The 21,625-nt window shown below is 26.6% G+C and carries 23 protein-coding genes and 2 tRNA genes; 16 read left to right on the top strand and 9 right to left on the bottom strand.

What is annotated here, in order from left to right; genetic code table 11:
• The 11 genes from ABID14_RS00880 to ABID14_RS00830 all read left to right on the top strand — a co-directional run bounded on the left by ABID14_RS00880 (window position 1) and on the right by ABID14_RS00830 (window position 9,002).
• Window positions 1–1,437: a GspE/PulE family protein gene (locus tag ABID14_RS00880; protein ID WP_354366560.1), complete on the top strand. Its 1,437-nt coding sequence runs from the start codon at window positions 1–3 to the stop codon at window positions 1,435–1,437.
• 73 nt (window positions 1,438–1,510) lie between these two features.
• A complete protein-coding gene (locus ABID14_RS00875; protein ID WP_354366559.1) occupies window positions 1,511–2,680 on the top strand; it encodes a type II secretion system F family protein in 1,170 nt (389 codons plus the stop codon).
• A 9-nt stretch (window positions 2,681–2,689) separates the two neighbouring features.
• The gene (locus tag ABID14_RS00870) at window positions 2,690–3,073 is read left to right on the top strand and encodes a prepilin-type N-terminal cleavage/methylation domain-containing protein (RefSeq protein ID WP_354366558.1); all 384 of its coding nucleotides are present in this window, start codon (window positions 2,690–2,692) and stop codon (window positions 3,071–3,073) included.
• Window positions 3,066–3,791: a prepilin peptidase gene (locus ABID14_RS00865; RefSeq protein WP_354366557.1), complete on the top strand. Its 726-nt coding sequence runs from the start codon at window positions 3,066–3,068 to the stop codon at window positions 3,789–3,791. Before ABID14_RS00870 ends, ABID14_RS00865 begins: the two co-directional genes overlap by 8 nt.
• Before the next feature lie 3 nt (window positions 3,792–3,794).
• Window positions 3,795–5,072: a hypothetical protein gene (locus ABID14_RS00860; protein WP_354366556.1), complete on the top strand. Its 1,278-nt coding sequence runs from the start codon at window positions 3,795–3,797 to the stop codon at window positions 5,070–5,072.
• A 15-nt stretch (window positions 5,073–5,087) separates the two neighbouring features.
• A complete protein-coding gene (locus ABID14_RS00855) occupies window positions 5,088–6,074 on the top strand; it encodes an AIR synthase family protein (RefSeq protein ID WP_354366555.1) in 987 nt (328 codons plus the stop codon).
• 72 nt (window positions 6,075–6,146) lie between these two features.
• Window positions 6,147–7,445: an N-acetylmuramoyl-L-alanine amidase gene (locus ABID14_RS00850; RefSeq protein ID WP_354366554.1), complete on the top strand. Its 1,299-nt coding sequence runs from the start codon at window positions 6,147–6,149 to the stop codon at window positions 7,443–7,445.
• Between the two features lie 13 nt (window positions 7,446–7,458).
• Window positions 7,459–8,175, top strand: a complete 717-nt coding sequence (rph, locus tag ABID14_RS00845) for a ribonuclease PH (RefSeq protein ID WP_354366553.1) — start codon at window positions 7,459–7,461, stop codon at window positions 8,173–8,175.
• A complete protein-coding gene (gene rdgB, locus ABID14_RS00840) occupies window positions 8,172–8,756 on the top strand; it encodes an RdgB/HAM1 family non-canonical purine NTP pyrophosphatase (RefSeq protein WP_354366552.1) in 585 nt (194 codons plus the stop codon). Before rph ends, rdgB begins: the two co-directional genes overlap by 4 nt.
• A 44-nt stretch (window positions 8,757–8,800) precedes the next feature.
• Window positions 8,801–8,877, top strand: a tRNA-His gene (locus ABID14_RS00835).
• A gap of 38 nt (window positions 8,878–8,915) precedes the next feature.
• Window positions 8,916–9,002: transfer RNA gene (locus ABID14_RS00830), tRNA-Leu, on the top strand.
• Window positions 9,003–9,203: 201 nt separating this feature from the next.
• Here ABID14_RS00830 and ABID14_RS00825 read toward each other — a convergent pair.
• Genes ABID14_RS00825 through lexA form a run of 3 tightly spaced genes read right to left on the bottom strand, consistent with a single transcriptional unit; the run spans window position 9,204 to window position 10,567 of the window.
• Window positions 9,204–9,716, bottom strand: coding sequence for a Rieske 2Fe-2S domain-containing protein (locus tag ABID14_RS00825; RefSeq protein WP_354366779.1), 513 nt, complete (start codon window positions 9,714–9,716; stop codon window positions 9,204–9,206).
• Between the two features lie 40 nt (window positions 9,717–9,756).
• Entirely contained in the window at window positions 9,757–9,933 is a 177-nt protein-coding gene (locus ABID14_RS00820) for a Rieske 2Fe-2S domain-containing protein (protein ID WP_354366551.1), read from the bottom strand.
• Between the two features lie 16 nt (window positions 9,934–9,949).
• Complete coding sequence (lexA, locus tag ABID14_RS00815) at window positions 9,950–10,567, bottom strand: transcriptional repressor LexA (protein ID WP_354366550.1); 618 nt, start codon at window positions 10,565–10,567, stop codon at window positions 9,950–9,952.
• Between the two features lie 209 nt (window positions 10,568–10,776).
• Here lexA and ABID14_RS00810 point away from each other — a divergent pair, with 209 nt between their 5' ends.
• The 5 genes from ABID14_RS00810 to ABID14_RS00790 all read left to right on the top strand — a co-directional run bounded on the left by ABID14_RS00810 (window position 10,777) and on the right by ABID14_RS00790 (window position 16,737).
• The gene (locus ABID14_RS00810; protein WP_354366549.1) at window positions 10,777–11,064 is read left to right on the top strand and encodes a LysM peptidoglycan-binding domain-containing protein; all 288 of its coding nucleotides are present in this window, start codon (window positions 10,777–10,779) and stop codon (window positions 11,062–11,064) included.
• 141 nt (window positions 11,065–11,205) lie between these two features.
• A complete protein-coding gene (rny, locus tag ABID14_RS00805; protein WP_354366548.1) occupies window positions 11,206–12,741 on the top strand; it encodes a ribonuclease Y in 1,536 nt (511 codons plus the stop codon).
• Window positions 12,742–12,789: 48 nt separating this feature from the next.
• Window positions 12,790–13,782 carry a tyrosine recombinase XerC gene (locus tag ABID14_RS00800; protein WP_354366547.1) on the top strand — a complete coding sequence of 331 codons (993 nt, stop codon included), beginning with the start codon at window positions 12,790–12,792 and terminating at the stop codon, window positions 13,780–13,782.
• Window positions 13,783–13,823: 41 nt separating this feature from the next.
• Window positions 13,824–14,495, top strand: a complete 672-nt coding sequence (locus tag ABID14_RS00795) for a copper amine oxidase N-terminal domain-containing protein (RefSeq protein ID WP_354366546.1) — start codon at window positions 13,824–13,826, stop codon at window positions 14,493–14,495.
• 490 nt (window positions 14,496–14,985) lie between these two features.
• Window positions 14,986–16,737 carry an Rqc2 family fibronectin-binding protein gene (locus tag ABID14_RS00790; RefSeq protein ID WP_354366545.1) on the top strand — a complete coding sequence of 584 codons (1,752 nt, stop codon included), beginning with the start codon at window positions 14,986–14,988 and terminating at the stop codon, window positions 16,735–16,737.
• A gap of 40 nt (window positions 16,738–16,777) precedes the next feature.
• Here ABID14_RS00790 and ABID14_RS00785 read toward each other — a convergent pair whose 3' ends face one another.
• From ABID14_RS00785 to recA, 6 genes are all read right to left on the bottom strand, one after another.
• Window positions 16,778–17,089, bottom strand: a complete 312-nt coding sequence (locus tag ABID14_RS00785; RefSeq protein ID WP_354366544.1) for a YerC/YecD family TrpR-related protein — start codon at window positions 17,087–17,089, stop codon at window positions 16,778–16,780.
• Window positions 17,090–17,215: 126 nt separating this feature from the next.
• On the bottom strand, window positions 17,216–17,890 hold the full coding sequence (locus tag ABID14_RS00780; protein WP_354366543.1) for an AAA family ATPase: 675 nt from the start codon (window positions 17,888–17,890) through the stop codon (window positions 17,216–17,218).
• Between the two features lie 4 nt (window positions 17,891–17,894).
• Entirely contained in the window at window positions 17,895–18,137 is a 243-nt protein-coding gene (locus tag ABID14_RS00775) for a hypothetical protein (RefSeq protein ID WP_354366542.1), read from the bottom strand.
• The gene (locus ABID14_RS00770) at window positions 18,130–19,581 is read right to left on the bottom strand and encodes an AAA family ATPase (RefSeq protein WP_354366541.1); all 1,452 of its coding nucleotides are present in this window, start codon (window positions 19,579–19,581) and stop codon (window positions 18,130–18,132) included. The genes ABID14_RS00775 and ABID14_RS00770 overlap by 8 nt, the downstream gene beginning before the upstream one ends.
• The gene (locus ABID14_RS00765; RefSeq protein ID WP_354366540.1) at window positions 19,578–20,558 is read right to left on the bottom strand and encodes a metallophosphoesterase family protein; all 981 of its coding nucleotides are present in this window, start codon (window positions 20,556–20,558) and stop codon (window positions 19,578–19,580) included. The genes ABID14_RS00770 and ABID14_RS00765 overlap by 4 nt, the downstream gene beginning before the upstream one ends.
• Window positions 20,559–20,600: 42 nt before the next feature.
• Window positions 20,601–21,617 (bottom strand): recombinase RecA, encoded by a 1,017-nt coding sequence (gene recA / locus ABID14_RS00760; RefSeq protein ID WP_354366539.1) that lies wholly within the window; start codon window positions 21,615–21,617, stop codon window positions 20,601–20,603.
• Between the last annotated feature and the right edge of the window lie 8 nt (window positions 21,618–21,625).

Here is a 21,625-nt window from a genome sequence, read left to right as displayed (position 1 = left end):
ATGGTTTCAATTTCAAATGATTTAAAGACAAAAATCACACAGATTTTTTGCAAAAAACACAATATTGTTCCAATAATGGAAGATAATACAGTAGCGATATTTAATGTTTTAAATTATGATGAAAATTTGAAATCGAATCTAGAAGAAATTTTAGGTAAAACAGTTGAATTTAAAATTTCTCATAAAAATGATATATTTAGAAAAATAGAAGAAATTTATAACTACGATATTAATAAAGAAATCAAAGACATTACAAGTAAAGAAATAGTTGATAATCAAGCTAGTCTTTATGAAGAGGACTCTCCAGCAGTGAGAGTTCTAAATTATATTTTGGACACTTCTATTCAACTGGCAGCTAGTGATATTCACATTGAACCTCTATTCGTTGATGTTTTAGTTCGTATAAGAGTGGATGGTTCTTTAGTAAAACTTAAAAAAATTCCTAATTCATTATATCAAACTGTTGTGTCAAGAATTAAGATATTGTCTTCATTAGATATTTCTGAGAAAAGATTACCTCAAGATGGTAGGTTTAGTTACAATTTTGGTAAAGAAAATATCGATATACGTGTGGCAATTATACCAACTGGAAATGGTGAAAAAGTTGTATTAAGAATTTTAGATATCCAAAGAATAGCCTATACTCCTGAAGGTATAGGACTTTATGGTGAAAATTTAACTAAAATTATGAGTCTTATTAATCAACCATCTGGTCTGATCCTTTGTTGTGGTCCTACTTCATCTGGAAAGACATCAACACTATATACTTTGTTAAAAAGGCTTAATAAAACGGATATTAATATTATGACTATAGAAGATCCAATTGAATATAAAATTGAGGGGATAAATCAAATCGAAGTCAATCATAATACAGGTTTAGATTTTGAAAAAGGACTCATGTCTATATTAAGAATGGACCCAGATAAAATAATGATAGGAGAGATTCGCAGTTCTAATACTGCAAACATAGCTATATCATCTTCAATTACTGGACATCTAGTGTTATCGACACTCCACACGGAGAGTTCACCTTCATCTATAAATAGACTAATTAATATGGGTATAGAACCATATTTAGTATCTGCAGGCTTAATAGGGGTAATATCACAACGTTTAATTAGAAAATTATGTCCCGACTGCAAGAAAAAAGTAAAAAATAATTTTGAACTTATAGATAGTGATTATATATATAAAGCTGTCGGTTGTTCCAAATGTAATAATGGTTATTTGGGGCGAAATGCTGTATACGAAATTATGATAGTAGATAATGAAATAAGAGAGTTGATTATTTCTAGAAAAAGTACAGCTGTTATTAAAAGTATTGCAATAAAAAAGGGCATGACTACTTTATCTGACGAGATTTTAAAATTGATAAAAAATGGGGAAACAACTATGGAAGAATATTTTAAGAATATTCATACATTAGGCGGTTTTTGACTTTTAAATATTTGTAGATAAAGTATATTAATTATGTTAGGTAATCGTTTTTTAATTTTTTAGATGGTGAGAGATGATATTTGATTATAAAGTTTTTAAAAATAAAGAAATCTCTATTGGTAAAATAGAAGCTGATAATAAAGAAATTGCAATTAAAAACTTAAAAGAACAAGGACTAGAGCCAATAAAAGTCGAGGAATCTATTACAGATAGTAATAAGACTACATTTACTAAGTGTTTCAAAAATGATGAATTATACATACTTTTTAAGGAATTATCTTTGTTATTAGATTCAGGTTTAAATATTGAAAAAGCTATAGATATTTTAAGTGAGCAATTCAAAAAAAATAAATATATTGCTTTGAACAAGATTAGCATTGGTCTTAGAAAAGGGTTGAATCTGTCAGATGCTATGGAAGAAACTCACGCATTTCCTATTTTTGTCACGAGTCTTGTTTATGTTGGCGAAAATACTTCTAGTTTAAGAGATGTTTTTTCTAATTTAGCAGTTTTTTATAAAAAAAATAACGAGATTAAATCAAAAATTATTAACGCTTTGGCTTACCCTATTATACTTTTAATAACGACTGTTTTAGTGGTTAATTTTTTGGTCAGCAATGTTATACCGGGTTTTCAAGAAATATTTGAAAACTCTGGAACTCAACTACCTTTGATTACTAGTATTATCGTTAATATTTCTAGATTTTTGAAAGAATATAATTTATTTATATTAATACTTCTTTTTTGTTTCTTCGCTATTCTTTTATATATTAACAAGAAAAATCCTAAAATAACACATAATCTATGGATTAAAAACAAATTTTATATGCTAGTTAAGTGTCTATATTTTTCGTTTAATATGAATATTTTACTTACTTCTGGTTTAACTATAGATAGGAGTTTATTGATAATTTATCAAACAGAAAATAATATTATCTTAAAAGAAAAATATATTTGGATTATTGAAAATTTAAAAAAAGGAAATTCATTGTGGGATAGTTTTAAAGAAATTAATATTTTTCCAAAGATATTAGTCTCCTTAATAAAAGTTGGAGAAGAATCTTCAAATCTTCAAAATTCTTTTAAAATTAGTAGTGAATTTTATAGTGAACGTTTAAATATAATGAGTAAAAAATTTCTCAATATTTTAGGACCCATATTAATCATTATTTTGTCTTTTATTATAGGTGTTATAGTATTAGCTATTGCACTACCAATTTTTGATATGGTTAATCAATTTTAGGAGGATATTATGAAAAACAATTTAACAAAAAACAAAGGGTTTACTTTATTGGAACTAGTTATCGTTATAGCTATCATAGCAATTTTGATTTCTGTTGCTGCAATGAAGTATTCAAATTCAAGTTTATCTGCACAAGCAGCAGCACATAACTCAAATGTAAGAGTGCTAAAAAATGCTGGTATTTTATATTTAATTGATAATCCAGAACATTCAGGAAAGATTGATGAATCAAATTTGAAGTCTTACTTGGAAGATGGCAAAATGCCTAAACCTGCAAAAGCTTTAGGAAAATCGAGTTCTTTTTCTGTAGAAGCAACTGAAGGGGACATAATTGTGAAACCAGGTTTAGTCAAAATAAAAGATAATAAAATTATAATGGACAATGATGAGTAATAATTTATATTTTTATTATATAATTTTATTTTTATTTGGAAGTTCATTATCTTCATTTTATTATTTATTTTTTTATAGAAGAGAAAGAAAAGAGGATTTTATCTTCAAAAGGTCATATTGTGAAAATTGTAAAACTACCTTAAGTATTGTAGATATAATTCCTGTGGCTTCATATATTTTAAATAAAGGTAAATGTCATTATTGTAAAAATGAAATTGGAATTGATAAGTTTTTGACAGAATTAATTGTAGGTTTATTATCATTATTATTTGGATATAAACATGGATTTAGTTTATCGTTGATTCTAATTATTATGGAGCTAAATATAATTTTTTATATAGGATTTATTGATTATTTAACAGGTTATATTTATAATATCGATGTGGGATTGTTATTTATTATAAATTGTATATACAAAATTTTATATACTGAACAAATAACTTATTCATTGATAATATCCTTAATTCTAGGGCTTATATTCTTATTAATTTATTTTTTCACCCATATGATAGGACTGGGTGATTGTATTTATGTGTTTGTCTGTGGTTTTATATTGCATAGTATTTATGATGCATTTTTATTCTTTAATGTCACTTTTTTAAGTGCTGCGATTATATCTATTATTCTACTTGTTACAAAAAGAAAAATGTTAAAAGATTCTATTTCTTTTGGCCCTTTTATAAGTGTTGGACTTTTAACTGCATTATTTTTTAGGTGAAATATGTTTAAACGTAATTATATTATAAAAATTAAAGATGGTTATTTCGAATATATAAATACTGAGAAGGAAATTTTTTCTGAAAAATTTTATTTTCCCTATAAAATCTATAAAGATGGACGTATTTTAGATTATCATCACTTTTTTTATAAATTTAAGAAAATGATTGGAAACTTAAATTTAGATAATTATTCAAATCTTATTTTATTAATAGAATCTAGTGAATTTTTGCATTTTAATCTCAATATTCCTAAAATAAATGAAGATGAGATTATGAATTACTTAAAAATTAATATTACGGACTATATCAATGAAGAAATCAAAAATTTTAAAATTTTTTATGATTTTATATATATTGATGATAGTATAGCTTTATCCATAGATTTAGTTAATAAAGAATTTATAAATACTTTAGAACAAATTTTAAAAAAAATAGAAATAAAAAATTATGAATTTTTTCCGATTAATCATATTATTCACACGAATGGAATATTTTTAGAAATTGGAACTAATTATATTAATAAAATCACTGTTAAAAATCACTTAGTTTATAAAAGTGAAAAAATATATAATAAAAATTTAGAAAATTTAATTGCTGACTCTAATTTAGAGACTAAAAATGTTGAAAACATTTTAAACAGAAAATATGATCCAGAACTGAATAATTTAGATGAAGATTTTGTTTTTAAGTATACAAATTATTTTTTAAATAATATTTCTTTTTTTCAATCATATGAAAATGAAGAAAAAAATATATTTATCCTAGGTTCATTAAATGAATCAACTCCAGTATTAAAATTACAAGAATTTATTCCTATCCCCCTAAAGGATGGAAATAATCTTGAAAAATATGATGTTTTTATTAAAAAACCTAAAAGAAAAATAGTTTTTAATAAGGAAAAAATTTTTAATTATATATTACCTATCATAATTTTCAGTATATTTCTAATTAATATTTTGTACATTAAAAATTTAAATTCACAAATAAATGAACTGACTAAACTTGAAAGTAGATATATTACAACAGAGGATGATAATTCTAGTGATAAATTTCAACAAAATAATAAAAAATTTATGAATTTAGTAATTGAAATTCAAAAACTAGAAGATTCGAACTTCTTTGTAACTGATTATTTATTTGATAAAGGAGATATATTAATTAATGGAGTAGTAAAAGATGAAAACTATCTCCGCAATAAGTTAAAAGGTTTTAAAATTATCAATAAGAATATTTTTAACGAAGATGGTTTTTATAAATTTGAGATTAAACTTAAAAATTAAACAGGAGTGTTATCTTTGAAGATAGGCAAACTTAAAAGTAGTGAATTGGAAAAATATGTTTTAAAAAATATTAAAGCATTAAGAAATGAAGTATTAATTAGGGGAGGAACAGGTATAGATACTGCAGTATTAGATTTTGATGGTGACTTAATTGTTACATCTACAGACCCCATTACAGGTGCTTCAAAAAACATCGGAAACCTGTCTATTAATATTTCAGTTAATGATATTTGTTGCCAAGGAGCGGACCCTGTTGGAGTATTATTAACAGTATTACTTCCAACAGATGCTGAAATAGAAGATTTAGAACTTATTATTAAAGATTGTAATAAAACTTGTGAAAAACTAAATTTAGAGATAATAGGTGGTCATACAGAAGTTACTGATGCTGTTTCTAAAATTATTATTTCTACAACTGTGTTAGGGCGCGTTAATATTAAACATATACCGAAGGTAGATCAAGTTCAAGAAGGTGATATAGTTGCTATCTCAAAATATATTGGCATAGAAGGTAGTAGTATTATTTATCACGACCTATATGACGAACAAAAGATATTGTCAAAAAATGAGAAAAAATTTGCTAATGAATTAAATAATTTTATTTCGGTTATGGAAGAGTCGAAACTTGCATCTTATTATAATGTAAAATATATGCATGATATAACTGAAGGTGGCATATATGGTGCAATTTGGGAGAGCTCAAAGGCAATAAATATGGGAATTGACATTGATAAAAATAAAATACCAATATTAGACCTAACCAGAAAATTATGTGAGTATTATAAAATTAATCCATATAAGTTAATTTCTAGCGGCAGTATGCTTATGATATTTAATCCGAAAGATTACAATGAATTTAAAAAAGAAGCAAGTTTTACGAATATAAAAGTTACAGAAATAGGAAGTATTACAAATACTAACTTACCGCGTGTTATTGATGGTAATAAATTTATTTTATTAACTGATCCTGAACCCGACGAATTATACAGAATTATTATATAAAGATTTCAATTTGGTTACAATGTTGACAAAATAGTAAATAAAATATAAACTAAAATTGCCAAGGAGGGTTTTATGAAAAAAATATTTTCAATAGTACTTTTGATTACGATAATTGTAATAAATCCAATATATGCTAGTAGCAATTTTAGTGTGAGTATAAATAATAGTATTTTTAAGGTTAAGTCGGCTAGTGTAAAAGTTAATGGTGAAAAACTCAATCCTGAATTTAAACCTTATATTAAAAATGGTAGGACTTTTGTACCAATTCGTGATATAACCGAAAAGTTAGGTGCTGATGTAAGTTGGAATAACTTAAACAAGTCAATTACAATAAGCTTAGATAATAATACAATAAAGATGCAAGTGGATAGCCCAACGGTTTTTGTTAATAATAAAAAGATTAATGTGGGTAATGATCAAGCACCGCAATTAGCCCTTTATCAATATCCCCGTAAAGAAACAAAAACAATGGTTCCTCTTCGATTTATTTCTGAAACTTTTGATTATGAAGTTGACTGGGACAATGATGAAATAATGGCAGCAATAAATACTTTTAAATCTGCAAATTTAACTTACGAAGATAAAAAGTCTAATATACAAAAAGTTTCTTTAAACAATAATAGCTCTTTAAACAAAAATTCAAATGGTTATTATCAATCTAAAGAAGAAAAAAATGAAACAAATAAATTAGATAAGAATATTCGTGGTGGGAGAAAAGAAGAAGTTTATGATTCATTATCACTGGATTTAGAAGATGAAAAAAACAATCGAATTATTAACGAAAAACTCAAAGTTAATGGCAAATTAAGAATAGTAATAGATCCAGGGCATGGAGGTAAAGATTCTGGGGCTATTGCAGCAGATTCAAAAACATTAGAAAAGAATCTTAATTTAGACGTTGCAGAAAAATTAACTTCGAGGTTACAACAGAAAGGTTTAGATGTTATTCTTACAAGAACAAGGGATGAATACATTAAGTTAGTGGATAGGGCCTCTATTTCCAATGATAATAATTCCGATCTATTTTTGTCTATTCATTTTAATAGTGCAAATAATTCAGATGCAAATGGTATAGAGGTATTATACGCATCTGAGAAAAATGTTAAAATTAAAGATACAGTTCAAAAAAATTTTGCTAATTGTTTACAAAAAGCATTAATAAAAGAAACAGGTGCTAATGATAGAGGAATAATTAATAAACCAGCTATAGCTGTAATTAGTAAGACAAAAACGGTCGCAGCATTAGTCGAACTAGGATTTCTATCTAATGAAGAAGAATTAAATAAATTAAAAGATGAAGATTATAGAAATTTATTAGTTAGTGGTTTAGTAAACGGAATTGATACTTATATCAAAAATTATACAGAATAATAAGAGTGATAACGTGAGAGAAGATAGACAAAATAATGAAGTTCGTCCTTTAAAAATTATACCTAATTATTTAACTCATCCAGATGGTTCAGTATTAATTGAATGTGGACAGACTAAGGTGGTTTGCTCAGTAATGATTGAGTCAAAAGTACCATCCTTTCTTCGTGGAAAAAATAAAGGATGGCTTTCTTGTGAGTATTCTATGCTTCCGGGCTCAACAGCATCTAGGAAGATTAGAGATATATCTAAAGGGAAAGTAGATGGTAGAAATAGTGAAATATCTAGAATGATAGGTAGATCATTGAGATCTTGCATAAATCTAGAGAAAATTGGAGAGAGGACTATATGGGTGGATTGTGATGTGTTAACTGCTGATGGAGGGACAAGAACCACTTCTATTACAGGATCCTATATAGCGTTAGAGCTGGCTATAAAAAAATATTTAAAAGAAGGTCGATTGATAGAAAACCCTTTAATATATAAAATCTGTGCCGTTTCAGTAGGAAAAGTAAATGGAACTAGACTTGTAGATTTAGATTTTAAAGAAGACTCTAATGCACAAGTCGATCTAAATTTAGTTATGAATGATAAATTCGAAATTATTGAAATACAAGGCACTGGAGAAAAAGGTACATTTTCAATTGAAGAATTAAATAGTTTTATAGAGGATGCAAAAGTAGGTATTATTGATATTTTTAGGTACTTTGAAATTTTGGAGAATTATATATGAAATTAGTTTTATCTACTGATAATAAGAATAAAACAAAAGAAATTACAAATTTATTGAAAGATTTAGATATTGAAGTTTTAACTAAGTCAGATATTGGATTTAATATAAATGTTGAAGAAAATGGGAGAACTCTCTATGATAATGCGTTACTAAAGGCAAATGAATTAGCGAAAAAAACAGATTACTATATATTAGCAGACGATACTGGCTTATTCGTGAACAGTTTAAATGGAGAACCAGGAGTGTATTCTGCTAGATATGCTGGAGTAGAACATAATGATAAACTTAATAGAGAAAAACTTCTCGAAAATCTAAAACTATATCAAGATAGAAGTGCTTATTTTAAGACTCAGTTGATATTAATTGATAACAAAAAAAACATTATTCCTATTGAAGGAGTATGTCAAGGAATAATCACAGAAGAAGAACGTGGAAGTTCAGGTTTTGGGTATGATCAGATTTTTCAGCCACTGGGATATAAGCAAACTTTTGCCGAAATGAGCATAGAGGATAAAAATAAAATCAGTCATAGAGGCAAGGCTTTACAGAAATTAAAAATAAAATTGACAGAAATAAAATAATCATTGACAAATTTTAAAATCTTTGTTAAACTAATATTGTTGTGGTGGATATGGCCTAGCTGGTTAAGGCGTCAGATTGTGGTCCTGAAGATCGTGGGTTCGATTCCCACTATCCACCCCACAATATTTGAAGTGTCTTTTGACACTTCATTTTTTTAAGCTAGAGTGGCGGAATTGGCAGACGCACCAGACTCAAAATCTGGCGATCGAGAGATCGTATGGGTTCAAGTCCCATCTTTAGCACCAGAGTTATTATTTTTGGCTTTATAAAAAATGGCATAAGATTTTTGGCTAGACAAATACATATTTGTTGCCTGTAAACTTTATTAGTTTTAGTATCTTTTCCAATCAAAAAAGCCAATAGGCATAGAATTGCGTACTTTACATTTAATACGTTGCTTCTATGCCTGTTTTTTTAAATAATTTTAACTTTTATATTTTATAATATTATTTATTTTGAAGTGAATTTCTAATTTTTCTATATTCTATTATAGGTAAGTCTCCCTTAATTAAATTCTCATTCATCTTAAGAGTACTTTTTTTAGGGAACTGTGTAATTACAACTCTTTTATCTTGCCTTTCTACCACAAAATTTCCTATTTTGCCAATTTGTGCAATAATTAAATTTATAAATTTTGAACTTGTTAACCTGTTGTAAAATCTAATATATAAAATTGTGTTATGCTCATCAACAGGTGCAAAAAATATAATTATTTTTATTTTATCCGATACATTATTAAGCCATATATTAGGAAAAAGGAAGTGTAAACTAGTATTTTTAATTTCTGCTTCATTATGATCTTTAGGTACTTGACCTCTATCAATTTCATTATCTGCAGAAGTTTTAATATATTGTTCTTGTATTATTACTTTTGGACCGTTTACTAAAGTTTTTCCACCTCTCCCAATAGTATTATGATGTACAAAAGGTAAGTGAACTACGTCTAATTGGTTTTCTATAGCCCTAGAATAGTGAGTATTCCACTTATCTTGAAATTCACTAAAAGAATAAGCTTAAAGAAGCTCCTCTATGTGGACAATATTCAGACAGACAGGATAATTTAGAATCCGAATCTCTGAAAAGAACTAGATTCAAACCACATCGTTTAACAGAAACTATCTGATTGATATTTATATCTGAGGAAGAAAGTATTGCGTACCACTGATTTTTTATCATAATCTCTAATAATTCTTTAAAATTTTCTATATAACCCTACAACTTTTCCAAGAATTGTCAAATAATTAAAGTACATAGGTTCCATAGTATCATTTTCAGGTTGCAATCTATATCTATAATCTTCCTTATAAAAAGTTTTAATAGTGGCTTCATCATCTATTAAAGCTAATACCTTGTCTCCATTTTTAGCAGTATTCGTTTTTTCTATAATAACATAGTCTCCATCTAAAATTCCAACATTGATCATACTTTCTCCTGAAACCTTTAATATAAATAAATCTCTATCATTTACAAAATTTAAAGGTAATGGCATTGTGTCGTCAATATTTTCTACGGCTAAAATTGGAGATCCTGCTGTTACTTTACCTACTATGGGGATATCTGTTGTTTTCTTTTTTGTAATTAACAAATCGTTGTCTTGAGTTATAATTTCTAAAGCACGTGTTTTAGATGCATCTTTACGAATATAATTTTTATCTTCTAATTTCTCTAATGCGTAATAGACAGTAGAAGTAGATTTAATTTTACATCCTTTACATATTTCTCTTACGGTAGGGGGATATCCCTTTCTCTCTAAAAACTTTTTTATAAATAGTAATATCTCTAATTCTCTTTGATTTAAATCTTCATACATTTATTTAACCTCCAAATAATTGTTTAGTTAAAGTTTATTAAATATATAATATCATAGATAAACATGCATTTCAAACAAAAGTTTAATATTTTATTTAAAACTATTGACAAATCAAATGTTTAATATTAACATATGTTTAGAATGGAAGTTTGGAACTAACATTCTAAACAAACTTTTAAACATATATTTAATATTTGGGGTGAATTTTAATGAAAAGAAGATATTATATTAAAAAGACTAAAGTTGTTATGTTTTTACTATTTATATTTATTTTTAATACTGGACTTACATTACAAAGAGAATCACATATACCTGATAAGATGGAATTTGAAGTATATACGGTGAAAGAAGGAGACACTATATGGTCCATAGCAAATTTTTATGAATTTAAAGATAAAATGATCTTTGTGTTAGAAATAGAAAGAATAAACAAAACAAATTCTCAAAAATTGCAACCTGGTGATAAACTAGCTATCCCTGTTATTTCAAGCATCTAATGAACTTTATTTATCAAGTACAAGGACATTAATCTGTTTGACTTATTATAATAAAAGATATACAATTAAGTGTAGGTAAGTAAAAATTACCTGCATTTTTTGATTATGAAACTTGAAAATTAAATATAGGAGGTGTAGAAATTGGGATTTAATATATTAATATCTATTATTGTTGGAATCATAGGTGTAGCTTGTGGCTATGCTGTTAGAAAATATATTTCTGAAGGCAAACTAAATAATGCTGAAGAATTATCTAAAAAAATTATTTATGATGCACAACATCAAGCACAAACTCAAAAAAAGGAATTACTTGTGGAGGCAAAAGAAGAAATTCAAAAGCTTAGAAGCGAACAAGATGCTGAAATAAAAACAAGAAGATCCGAATTAAAAGATATGGAAAATCGTATTCTTTCTAAAGAAAAATTAATAGATAAAAAATCTATACAAGTTGAAAAAAAAGATGAAAAACTTACTAGAAAACTAGAAGGATTAAAAGAAAGAGAAGACTATGCAGAACAATTAGTTGAAAAGCGTGAAGATGAGTTACAAAAAGTTGCAGGCCTTACTAAAGAGGAAGGAAAAAGCATTTTATTAAATGAATTAACAAAAGAAATTACTAACGAATCCGCTTTAATAATCAAAGAAAATGAAAACAGAATTAAAGAGGAATCAGGTAAATACGCTAGAAATGTGATTGCTCAGGCTATTCAAAGATGTGCTGCAGATCAAGTAGCAGAATCTACAGTATCAGTAGTAAATCTCCCTAATGATGAGATGAAAGGTAGAATAATCGGTCGTGAAGGACGGAATATACGTGCTATCGAATCATTAACAGGTGTAGATTTAATAATTGATGATACTCCAGAGGCAGTAGTTTTATCTTGCTTTGACCCTATTCGTAGGGAGGTAGCTAGAGTTGCTTTGGAAAAGCTAGTTAATGATGGAAGGATTCATCCAACCAAAATAGAAGAAACTGTAGAAAAAGCAAAAGATGAAGTTAATACTATTATCAAAGAGTCTGGTGAACAAGCAGCTTATGATGCTGGAGTTCATGGTTTGCATCCTGAAATAATTAAATATTTAGGCAGATTAAAATATAGGACTAGTTATGGTCAAAATAATTTAAAACACTCTGTAGAGGTTTCAGAGATAGCAGGAATATTAGCCAGTGAAATCGGAGCAGATATTAAACTCGCTAAACGTGGTGGTCTATTGCATGATATAGGAAAATCTATTGATAGGAATTATGATGATCCCCATGTTGATTTAGGTATTGAAATAGCAAGAAAATATAATGAATCGGAATACGTAATCAATGCTATTGAGTCTCATCACGGAGATGTAGAGCCAAATTGTGTAGAATCAGTTTTAGTACAAGCCGCCGATGCAATATCGGCAGCAAGACCTGGTGCTAGAAGAGAGACTGTTGAAGCTTATATACAAAGACTAGAAAAACTTGAGGAAATTGCAAATGATTTTGAAGGAATTGAAAAATCATACGCTGTGCAGGCTGGTAGGGAAGTCAGGATTATTGTTAAACCTGATAAGATATCAGAAGCTGAAATTACATTAATGGCAAGAGATATAACAAAAAGAATTGAATCTGAATTGGATTTTCCAGGACAAATAAAAGTTAATGTTATACGAGAAACTAGAGCTATTGAATATGCTAAATAAACCTGACTTGAATAGTCAGGTTTTTCTTTTTTATTAAGAGGTGATAAAATGATTAAATCAAATTTAATTGATGATTATTTAGATTATATGAAATCTACTAAAGGTTCATCTGATAACACCCTAAGAGAATATTATTATGATTTAAGAATATTTGTGCGATACATTAAGAGAAGAAAAGGTCTTGTTTCTGATGATATTAAATTTGATGAAATTACTATTGAAGATATCGATGCGAGAACACTTGGTGATGTAAGTAAACAAGATATATATGCTTATAATTCTTATTTAGAACGAACTAGAAAAATATCAAATCGTTCTAAGTTTAGAAAACTCTCTTCAGTAAGATCTTTTTATAATTATCTATTTAAAAAAATAGATGTCATTAAATATAACCCGGTTCAGGATATTGATATGCCTAAGATTGAAAAGACATTGCCAGTTTATCTAAGTTTGAATGAATCTTTAAATTTATTAAAAACTATTCAATCTTCAAAACAGAAAGAAGTATATAAAACTCGTGATTTTGCAATTGTAACAATTTTTTTAAATTGTGGTCTGAGATTATCTGAATTATCAAATATTAATATAGATCATATTACAGAAGATCACACTCTTAAAGTTTTAGGTAAGGGAAAAAAAGAAAGAACAATCTATTTAAATAATTCATGTATTGATTCTATTGATAGATATTTGAAATTTAGACCAGATATAAGCGAAGATGCTTTATTTCTATCTATGCGTCAAAAAAGGATGAGCAATAGATCTATACAACACATGATAGAAAAACATATGAAAAATTCAGGTTTAGATACTACAAAATATTCCGTTCATAAATTACGACATACTGCAGCTACTTTAATGTATGAATATGGAAATGCTGATATTAGATCTCTTCAAGAGATATTAGGACATGAATCGGTCAATACAACAGAAATTTACACTCATGTTAATAACGAAGCTTTAAGAAAAATGGTAAATTCAAACCCGCTTTCTAAATTAGAGGTTGATATAGATAATGAAAAAGATAATAATGAAAAGTGAGTAAAATTCTGATACAATAATTAATATGAAGGAGTGAAATAATGAAAACTAAAATTAAACTTACTGCAGCTTTGATTAGTCTGTTGTGTATGACACATATAAATATTTTTGCTGCAGGTAAATTACCAAAAGAAGCAAGTGATAGCAAGATAAGTATATATATTAATGATATAGAACAAAATATACCTGAAGATTATGGAAGAGCATACTTTGACAAGTCAACTAATAGAGTCATGGTTCCAGTTAGGTATATATCCGAAAATTTAGGTGCTAAAATAAATTTTTATAATAAGATTAATGAAAATAAGAGAGGAATACTTATAGGTAGTGTAGACGGTTTAATTGAATTAGACATCAATTCAAACAAAGCTAAAGTTTTGGATGGTGATAATGCTGAGTTTAAAGAATTAGATGCACCTGCGATTCTTTATGACGGCAGAACATATGTACCTATAAGATTTATTTCTGAAACAATGGGAATGAAAGTTGATTGGAAAAATAATACTGTTTATATAAAAGGTACTTTAGCAGGTGGAAAAAAACAAAGAGAAAAAAATAAAGATAAAAAAAATAATAATACGGACACTGTAAATGATTTAAATATCTTAGAAGAGAAAAAAGATAGTATAAGTAATAGAGATAATATACTTCCTAATAAAAGCTCTTCTAAAAATGATATCAAGATTAAAGGATCTTTATTTAATTATGAATAGTTTTAATAATTTATACTTTTATCTACAAAATATACATTATCAGTAATAGAAGAGGGCAAAAAACTTCAAATAATAGAAATAAAATTAGTCACAAAATAACAATTTTGTGACTAATTTTATTTTTTTGTTATTTTCTCCTAAATATATATTTTTTATGGTTAATAATTAAGCTTATTTATCATAATTACTTTTTAATATTAATTTTATTGTTTTGATCATTGTTTTATGATTTTTTTATTATTTTTAGATATCATATTAATTGTAAAAAATCCCAATGTCACATTTCTATCTAATTATTATATTATCTATTTTAATTAAATATTTTACTTCAAGTTTATCCATTTCTTAGTAGTTTATTTTTAATAAATTATATATGAATGGACATTCATAAAGTTCTAAATTAAAGATTTTTCTAATTTGTATTTAATAATCTTAATCATATATTTTATTGATTTTCCCTATTATGTTATAATTATTTATGGTGATATATATGTCCTTAGATGGAATTGTAACTAGAAATATTGTATACGATTTAAAAAATGAAATTATAAATGGAAGAATTGATAAAATTTATCAAAATGATAATTTTGAATTGTTAATAAATATTAGAAATAATGGAAAGAATAACAGATTACTGATATCAGCTTCTGCAAATCAACCGAGATTATACTTAACAAATAATAAAGATTTTAATAATCCTGTTAATCCCCCACCATTTTGCATGTTATTAAGAAAACATTTAGAAGGTGGTAAAATACTAAATATAAGTCAATTTAAAATGGATAGAATAATTGATATTGAGATAAGTTCAAAAGATGAGTTAGGAATTGATAAATCTAAAAGTCTTATAATAGAACTAATGGGTAAATATTCTAATATTATATTAATAGAAAATGACAATAATAGGATAATAGATGCTATAAAACGGATAAATTTTACCATGTCCAGTGTAAGAGAAATATTGCCAGGAATAACATATAATGTGAAAGATATATCTTTAGGTTTAGATCCTATTAACAACAAGGACTATATTTTGAATATAAAATCCTATTCTACTGAAAATGGGTCTTCATCAGTAAAAAATGCTTTAATGAAAATATATACTGGCATTAGTCCCAAACTATGTAATGAACTAGAATTTATTAGTGGAATTGAATTTTCAAGAACAATTAATAGTTTAACTGAGGATGAATTAGAAACTATAAATGAAATTTTAACGAAAATAATGATTAAAGTTGAAAATAATAATTTTAGCCCAATTATTGTTGTCGAGGATGGCTCATATAAAGATTTTTATTCATTAGACTTATATTCCATTGCAAAACAAAATAAAATATATTTCGGGTCAATTTCGGACGTTATTGAAGAATATTCTGCAAAAAAGCTTGTACTAAATACTATAAATTCTAAAAGTGTGAATTTAAAGAAAATAGTCAAAAAAGAAATTAAACGAATCAGAAAAAAAATTTCAAAGCAATCTGATGAATTAAATGAGGCTATCAATAGAGAGAAATATAAAGTATATGCTGATTTGATTTCTTCCAATTATCATTTGATTGAAAAAGGAATGAAAAATATAAAATTAGAAAACTTTTATGATGACATGAATATCATAACAGTTCCTTTAGATGATAAATTAGATGCTCATCAAAATGCAGCTCATTTTTATAAGAAATATTCTAAATTAAAAAGTGCTTCTCTTTTCCTAGAGGAGCAAATTGATGAAGGTACTGCAGAAATAGATTATCTAGAATCAATTCTTCTTAATTTAAATTTAGCACAAAATATCCAAGATGTAGAGGAAATAAGAGATGAACTTATACTCGCTGGATATATTAAAAAGAGAAATAAAAAAAATAATGATAAAGTAAAATCTAAAAAAGACAATATTTTAAAATTTACTACGGATGATGGTTTTATTATATATGTTGGTAAAAATAATAAACAAAATGACTTTATAACCTTTAAGATTGCTAACAAAAAAGATCTTTGGTTTCATGTAAAAGATGCACCAGGTTCTCATGTAATTTTAAAAAATAATGGGAATATTTTTACTAACGATTCAATGCTTATGGCAGCTAAATTAGCTGCTAAATATAGTTCATTATCAAGTTCTAATAATATACCTATAGATTATACCTTTAAAATAAATGTTAAAAGACATCCTAGTGGAAAATTGGGTCTTGTAAATTATATAAATTATAAAACAATTAATATTAATAAAAAAGATAATTTTTCTTAAAAATAAACGGTTGATTTTATTTAAAATCAACCGTTTATTTTTAATCTTCGTCTTCTTCAACGATACCTAGTCTTGTAAGTACTAGTTTATAACCATCAGCTCCATAATTTAAAGATCTATTTATTCTAGAAATTGTAGCAGTAGAAGCTCCAGTCTCGCTTTCAATTTCGTGATATGTTTTATTTTTAACAAGTAATTTTACTACTTGTAATCTTTGGGCTATTGCTTGAATTTCTTTTACTGTACATATATCTTCGAAAAATCTATAACACTCATTAAGATCTTTTAAAAGTAAAATAGCTTCAAATAAACCATCAGTTTGTTCGTTTTTTATTTTCGAATTGTAAATCATATTGTTATTCGGCCTCCTGTACAAATTATATACGTAGTTTATAGTAATAAAGTATTTTTGTTATTAATAAAACACGTAAGTATTTCATTAATATAGTAACAATTTTATATATTAAAGTCAAGTGCTTTAACTTATTAAATTATCCTCTTCCTGATTGTTTTCATTGACCTCAGTGATGCCATTTTTTATACTTACATTAAAAGATTTGTCACTAATTTGAGAAAGATGTGGATTATGGGTGACCATTATTATCTGTCTATTAAATAATGTAGAAGATTTTTTCAAAAACTCCCCTAAATTGAAAATATAATCATCACTAACATGTTTGCCAGGTTCATCTAAAATAATAGGGCCATCTAATCTTGGTTGGTGAATTTGAATGAAAGCAATTCTTAAAGCTAATGATACTATATCAACAACTCCTCCGCCACTCGATAATTCAGGTTTAGCTTTTACAGAATAACCTTCAGGATAGTTATTTTGTACAAAAAAGTCAGCTACAGGTATATCACGAGAGGTGGATAACTCTATTAAAAACTCTATATCAGTTTCGAAAATAAATTCTAAACACTTTGTTACCAAATCTTCTACTTGTTTTTTAGATTGTTCTCTAGCATATTCAGCCGTCTTTTCAAATAGTATTTTTACTTTACTTAAAGTTTCACTATATTCGGCAATATTTTTTAATTTACTTTCAATTTCATTTAAATTTTCTTTAAGAATATCGATTTTTCCTTGTTCAGAAAATATTTTTTCATTTAACTTATTTAAATTATCATCTAATTGTTTTAGACTATTCATTAAATCACAACCTTGGCATTAAATCTTCTGCCTTTTTAAATAATTCCTCAATTTCATTAGATAGTTTATTAATTTCTTCATCTAATTGGTCAGGTTCTACTCCCTCTTTAGATAGCTCTTCTAAAAGCTCTTTTTTTTGTATGTTTAGTTGTTCTAATCTAGCTTCAGCTTTATATTTTAAATTTTTTGCTTTATCCAGTCTTTCTTTTAAGTCATTTAATTGTTCTTCATATTTCATTTTAATCATTCCTTAAGTGATATTTTATGTGATCTAAAGATTCTTTGGTTATTTCCCTGTAACAAAATGGACATACATGACTCTCGATAATAATTTTTTCGTATTCATCAGCAAATTTCTTAATTCTATCTTTACATATATTTAAATTATTTTTAATCTCATTAATTTCATAATTAACAGGTTCAATGCGTTCTTTAATTGAAGTTAAATAATTATATTTATTATTTAAATATAGTAGTTTATTATCAACTAATATAAAAAGCTCATCTAAATGTTTAAAATTATTGTAATAATTATTGCCTATATTTAAAGACTTTTTATTATCTTTATAAGAAATATTATAACTATTTATTAGTTTAATTTTATCTATTTTAGACTGAGCTACCTCAATTATATCTTGTGATTCTTTTATATTTGAATAATAATGGGATATAGCATGTATTTTTTTAAATTCGATAATTAAACTTTTATATCTATTACTTAATATTTCATACCTATTTAATAAATACGATTTTTCACTTATAATATTTTTATATTTATTACATATCTTAATATCTTTTAAGCTTTTTAGTTGTATTTGTAAATTTTCTATCTCTTCATTTATAGAAGTTTGTTTTATATTTAAATTTTTTAATTTTATATGGTTATAAATATATTTTTCTAAAGAAAAAGCATATTTTTCTAATTTATGAATGGATTTATATTTTTTAAGTTCTTTTAAAGTAGAATCAATTTTTTGGTTAATATCAGACAAATTAATTGCATATTCTTTTAATTTAATTCTTTTATTTTGCAAGTTCTCAATTCTTTCCCTATAAGACTTTAGAGTTTTGTAGATATCTTTATAAGATTCCAAATATTCATATTTTTTGAGTTCTTCTTTAAGTCTTTGGGATTCATCATTTAAATTAGTTATATCAGAATTTAATCGTAAATTATCTCGTCGTACATTTCTTAAAGCATCATCTATATAGTTAACGCCTATTAATCTACCTATTGCAGCAGCTCTTGTAGATGGGGATTCGTTTAATAAAAAAGGACCTTCAAGTTGAGCAGAAATATTTAATATAGAGTTTTTATTTTTCTCAATTGTAACTTCATATATATTTGTAAGTTCTGTAACTTCTTTAGGTATTGTATTACCAAAATTTTCAAAACGCTCTTCTTCTCCATTTGGTTTTTTTATATAATAGCCATTTTTAGAAGGAGTTCTGTATCTTTCTAAAAATCCTCCATTGGAGAAAGTAATTTTCACAGATACATCTCTTTCACCTTGCCTAATAAAATAATCTCCTCTGGGGTCATTGTATAAAGCCCAACGAATTGCCCTTATGATAGCTGTTTTACCAGAATCGGAATTACCTAGTATAACATTTAAACCTCTATCGAAATTAATTTCGGTATAATAATGTGATTGAAAATTTTTCAGTTCTAGTTTCTCAATATATATCAATGTATATCAGCTCCGTCTATTTGCGCTTGTTCTATTCTTTTTAAAGCCTCTTTTTTCACATCTTCATTGATATTATTATCCCTAGATATTTTCAAAAGTAGTTCAAAAATATCTAGATTTTTCAGATTTATAGATGAGTCAATAATTTCTTTAAATTCTGCTATTTTTATACCTTTAAATTTGTGTCTTTCTATCTCAGACCTATCCATTATTTCAGCCCCAGGACGAGCTGTTTTCAAATAATAGTCAAGTACTTCCACAGTGTCTTTAGTTAATTCAATTATGTTTACTTTCGGCATTCTATTTATTTCTGCCATACTATTAGAAATTCTAATTAAAGCACCTGGATTAATAAAATATTTCCCATCTTTAAAAATAGTCTTAAATCCATAGTGATAATGACCAGCTAAAGTGATATCTGCTTTTGTTGATATAATATCTTCTACTAAAGTATGAGGGACTTCTTTAATAAATGGTTTATCTATTAAGAAGCCATGTGTCATATGAATGGCGTATTTACATGATGAATCCACTTCTTTAACTATATAATTGTCTGTATTATTATTTTCATCGATAGAGTAAATATAAGGAGATCCAGTTAATTGAACTCTAACATCTTTATTTAATATAATTTTTTTGTTATTTACTAAATTAAGCACTCCAATATTGCAAAGTAGACCCAACATAGTTCTATTTAAAGTATCAGGGTTATGTCCAAAAATATCATGATTTCCACTAATAATATAAACTGGAGCATTAAAACTTTGGAATATATTTGCAAATTCAGAAACAATACTTACAGACACATCTGGTCTATCAAATAAGTCTCCTCCGTGCAAAACATAATCAATTTTTTCATTATCTATAATTTCTTTTATTTCATTAAATTTAATTTTTAAAGTTTCATAATAATTATCTAATCGGTTTTTAGGATTAGTTCCTCTTATATGAGTATCAGTAAAATATAATATTTTCAATTAATCACATTCCAATATATTTATTAATATTGTTCTAAAATATTAATCTTTTGTGTCATCTTCATCAATTAGATTAAATTCTACTCTTACTTTTTCTTCAATTTCTGAAAGTATTTGAGAGTTCTCTTCCAAGAATTCTTTAGCCTTTTCTCTTCCTTGACCTAGTTTATATTCACCATAAGAATACCATGCACCAGCTTTTTTGACAATATCTGCATCAGCAGCAACATCAAGTATATTACCAACTTTAGAGATACCTTCACCGTACATAATGTCAAATTCAGCCTGTTTGAAAGGAGGTGCAACTTTATTTTTAACAACTTTTACTCTTACTCTATTACCTATAATTTCATCACCTTTTTTGATGTTTTCAGTTTTTCTAATATCTAATCTGACAGTAGAATAAAATTTTAAAGCTCTTCCCCCAGTTGTAGTTTCAGGATTACCAAACATAATTCCGACTTTTTCTCTAAGTTGATTAATAAAAACTACAGATGTTTTTGACTTATTAATAGCACCTGTTAGTTTTCTGAGTGCTTGTGACATTAACCTAGCTTGAAGACCGATTTGTGCAGCCCCCATTTCGCCATCAATTTCAGCTTTTGGAACTAGTGCAGCCACTGAATCAATTATGATTAAATCGACAGCATTAGATCTAACTAATGCTTCCGTTATCTCTAAAGCTTGTTCACCAGTATCAGGTTGTGAAATAATTAAGTTTTCTACATCAACACCTAATTTTTTTGCATATCCAGCATCTAAAGCGTGTTCAGCATCTATAAAAGCTCCAGTTCCGCCTCCTCTTTGCACTTCTGCTAACATATGAAGAGTTAGTGTTGTTTTTCCAGAAGATTCTGGACCATATACTTCAATTATTCTTCCTTTAGGAATACCACCAATTCCCAATGCTAAATCAAGTGCTAATGAACCAGTTGGTGTTGATTCTATATCAAGTTTAGCATCTTCGCCAAGACGCATAACTGCACCTTCTCCGAATTGTTTTTCAATTTGATTTAACACGTTTTTTAATGCTTCTTGTTTGCCGTTAACTTCTTTCATTTGCTAAC

The sequence above is a fragment of the Peptoniphilus olsenii genome, assembly GCF_040545475.1.
Classification (GTDB): Bacteria; Bacillota; Clostridia; order Tissierellales; family Peptoniphilaceae; genus Peptoniphilus_A; species Peptoniphilus_A olsenii.
The sequence above is the reverse complement of the archived record's forward strand: the minus strand, read 5'-3'. Positions and strand labels throughout refer to the sequence as shown.

What these genes read in the sequence shown, in the direction of transcription:
- rdgB (WP_354366552.1), top strand. Translation starts at nt 8,172, where the DNA reads ATGAAATTAGTTTTATCTACTGATAATAAGAATAAAACAAAAGAAATT.
- ABID14_RS00785 (WP_354366544.1), bottom strand. Translation starts at nt 17,089, where the DNA reads ATGATTTACAATTCGAAAATAAAAAACGAACAAACTGATGGTTTATTT.
- ABID14_RS00850 (WP_354366554.1), top strand. Translation starts at nt 6,147, where the DNA reads ATGAAAAAAATATTTTCAATAGTACTTTTGATTACGATAATTGTAATA.
- ABID14_RS00875 (WP_354366559.1), top strand. Translation starts at nt 1,511, where the DNA reads ATGATATTTGATTATAAAGTTTTTAAAAATAAAGAAATCTCTATTGGT.
- ABID14_RS00880 (WP_354366560.1), top strand. Translation starts at nt 1, where the DNA reads ATGGTTTCAATTTCAAATGATTTAAAGACAAAAATCACACAGATTTTT.
- ABID14_RS00780 (WP_354366543.1), bottom strand. Translation starts at nt 17,890, where the DNA reads ATGAATAGTCTAAAACAATTAGATGATAATTTAAATAAGTTAAATGAA.
- ABID14_RS00870 (WP_354366558.1), top strand. Translation starts at nt 2,690, where the DNA reads ATGAAAAACAATTTAACAAAAAACAAAGGGTTTACTTTATTGGAACTA.
- ABID14_RS00860 (WP_354366556.1), top strand. Translation starts at nt 3,795, where the DNA reads ATGTTTAAACGTAATTATATTATAAAAATTAAAGATGGTTATTTCGAA.
- ABID14_RS00810 (WP_354366549.1), top strand. Translation starts at nt 10,777, where the DNA reads ATGAAAAGAAGATATTATATTAAAAAGACTAAAGTTGTTATGTTTTTA.
- lexA (WP_354366550.1), bottom strand. Translation starts at nt 10,567, where the DNA reads ATGTATGAAGATTTAAATCAAAGAGAATTAGAGATATTACTATTTATA.
- recA (WP_354366539.1), bottom strand. Translation starts at nt 21,617, where the DNA reads ATGAAAGAAGTTAACGGCAAACAAGAAGCATTAAAAAACGTGTTAAAT.
- ABID14_RS00820 (WP_354366551.1), bottom strand. Translation starts at nt 9,933, where the DNA reads ATGATAAAAAATCAGTGGTACGCAATACTTTCTTCCTCAGATATAAAT.
- ABID14_RS00800 (WP_354366547.1), top strand. Translation starts at nt 12,790, where the DNA reads ATGATTAAATCAAATTTAATTGATGATTATTTAGATTATATGAAATCT.
- ABID14_RS00795 (WP_354366546.1), top strand. Translation starts at nt 13,824, where the DNA reads ATGAAAACTAAAATTAAACTTACTGCAGCTTTGATTAGTCTGTTGTGT.
- ABID14_RS00790 (WP_354366545.1), top strand. Translation starts at nt 14,986, where the DNA reads ATGTCCTTAGATGGAATTGTAACTAGAAATATTGTATACGATTTAAAA.
- ABID14_RS00775 (WP_354366542.1), bottom strand. Translation starts at nt 18,137, where the DNA reads ATGATTAAAATGAAATATGAAGAACAATTAAATGACTTAAAAGAAAGA.
- ABID14_RS00865 (WP_354366557.1), top strand. Translation starts at nt 3,066, where the DNA reads ATGAGTAATAATTTATATTTTTATTATATAATTTTATTTTTATTTGGA.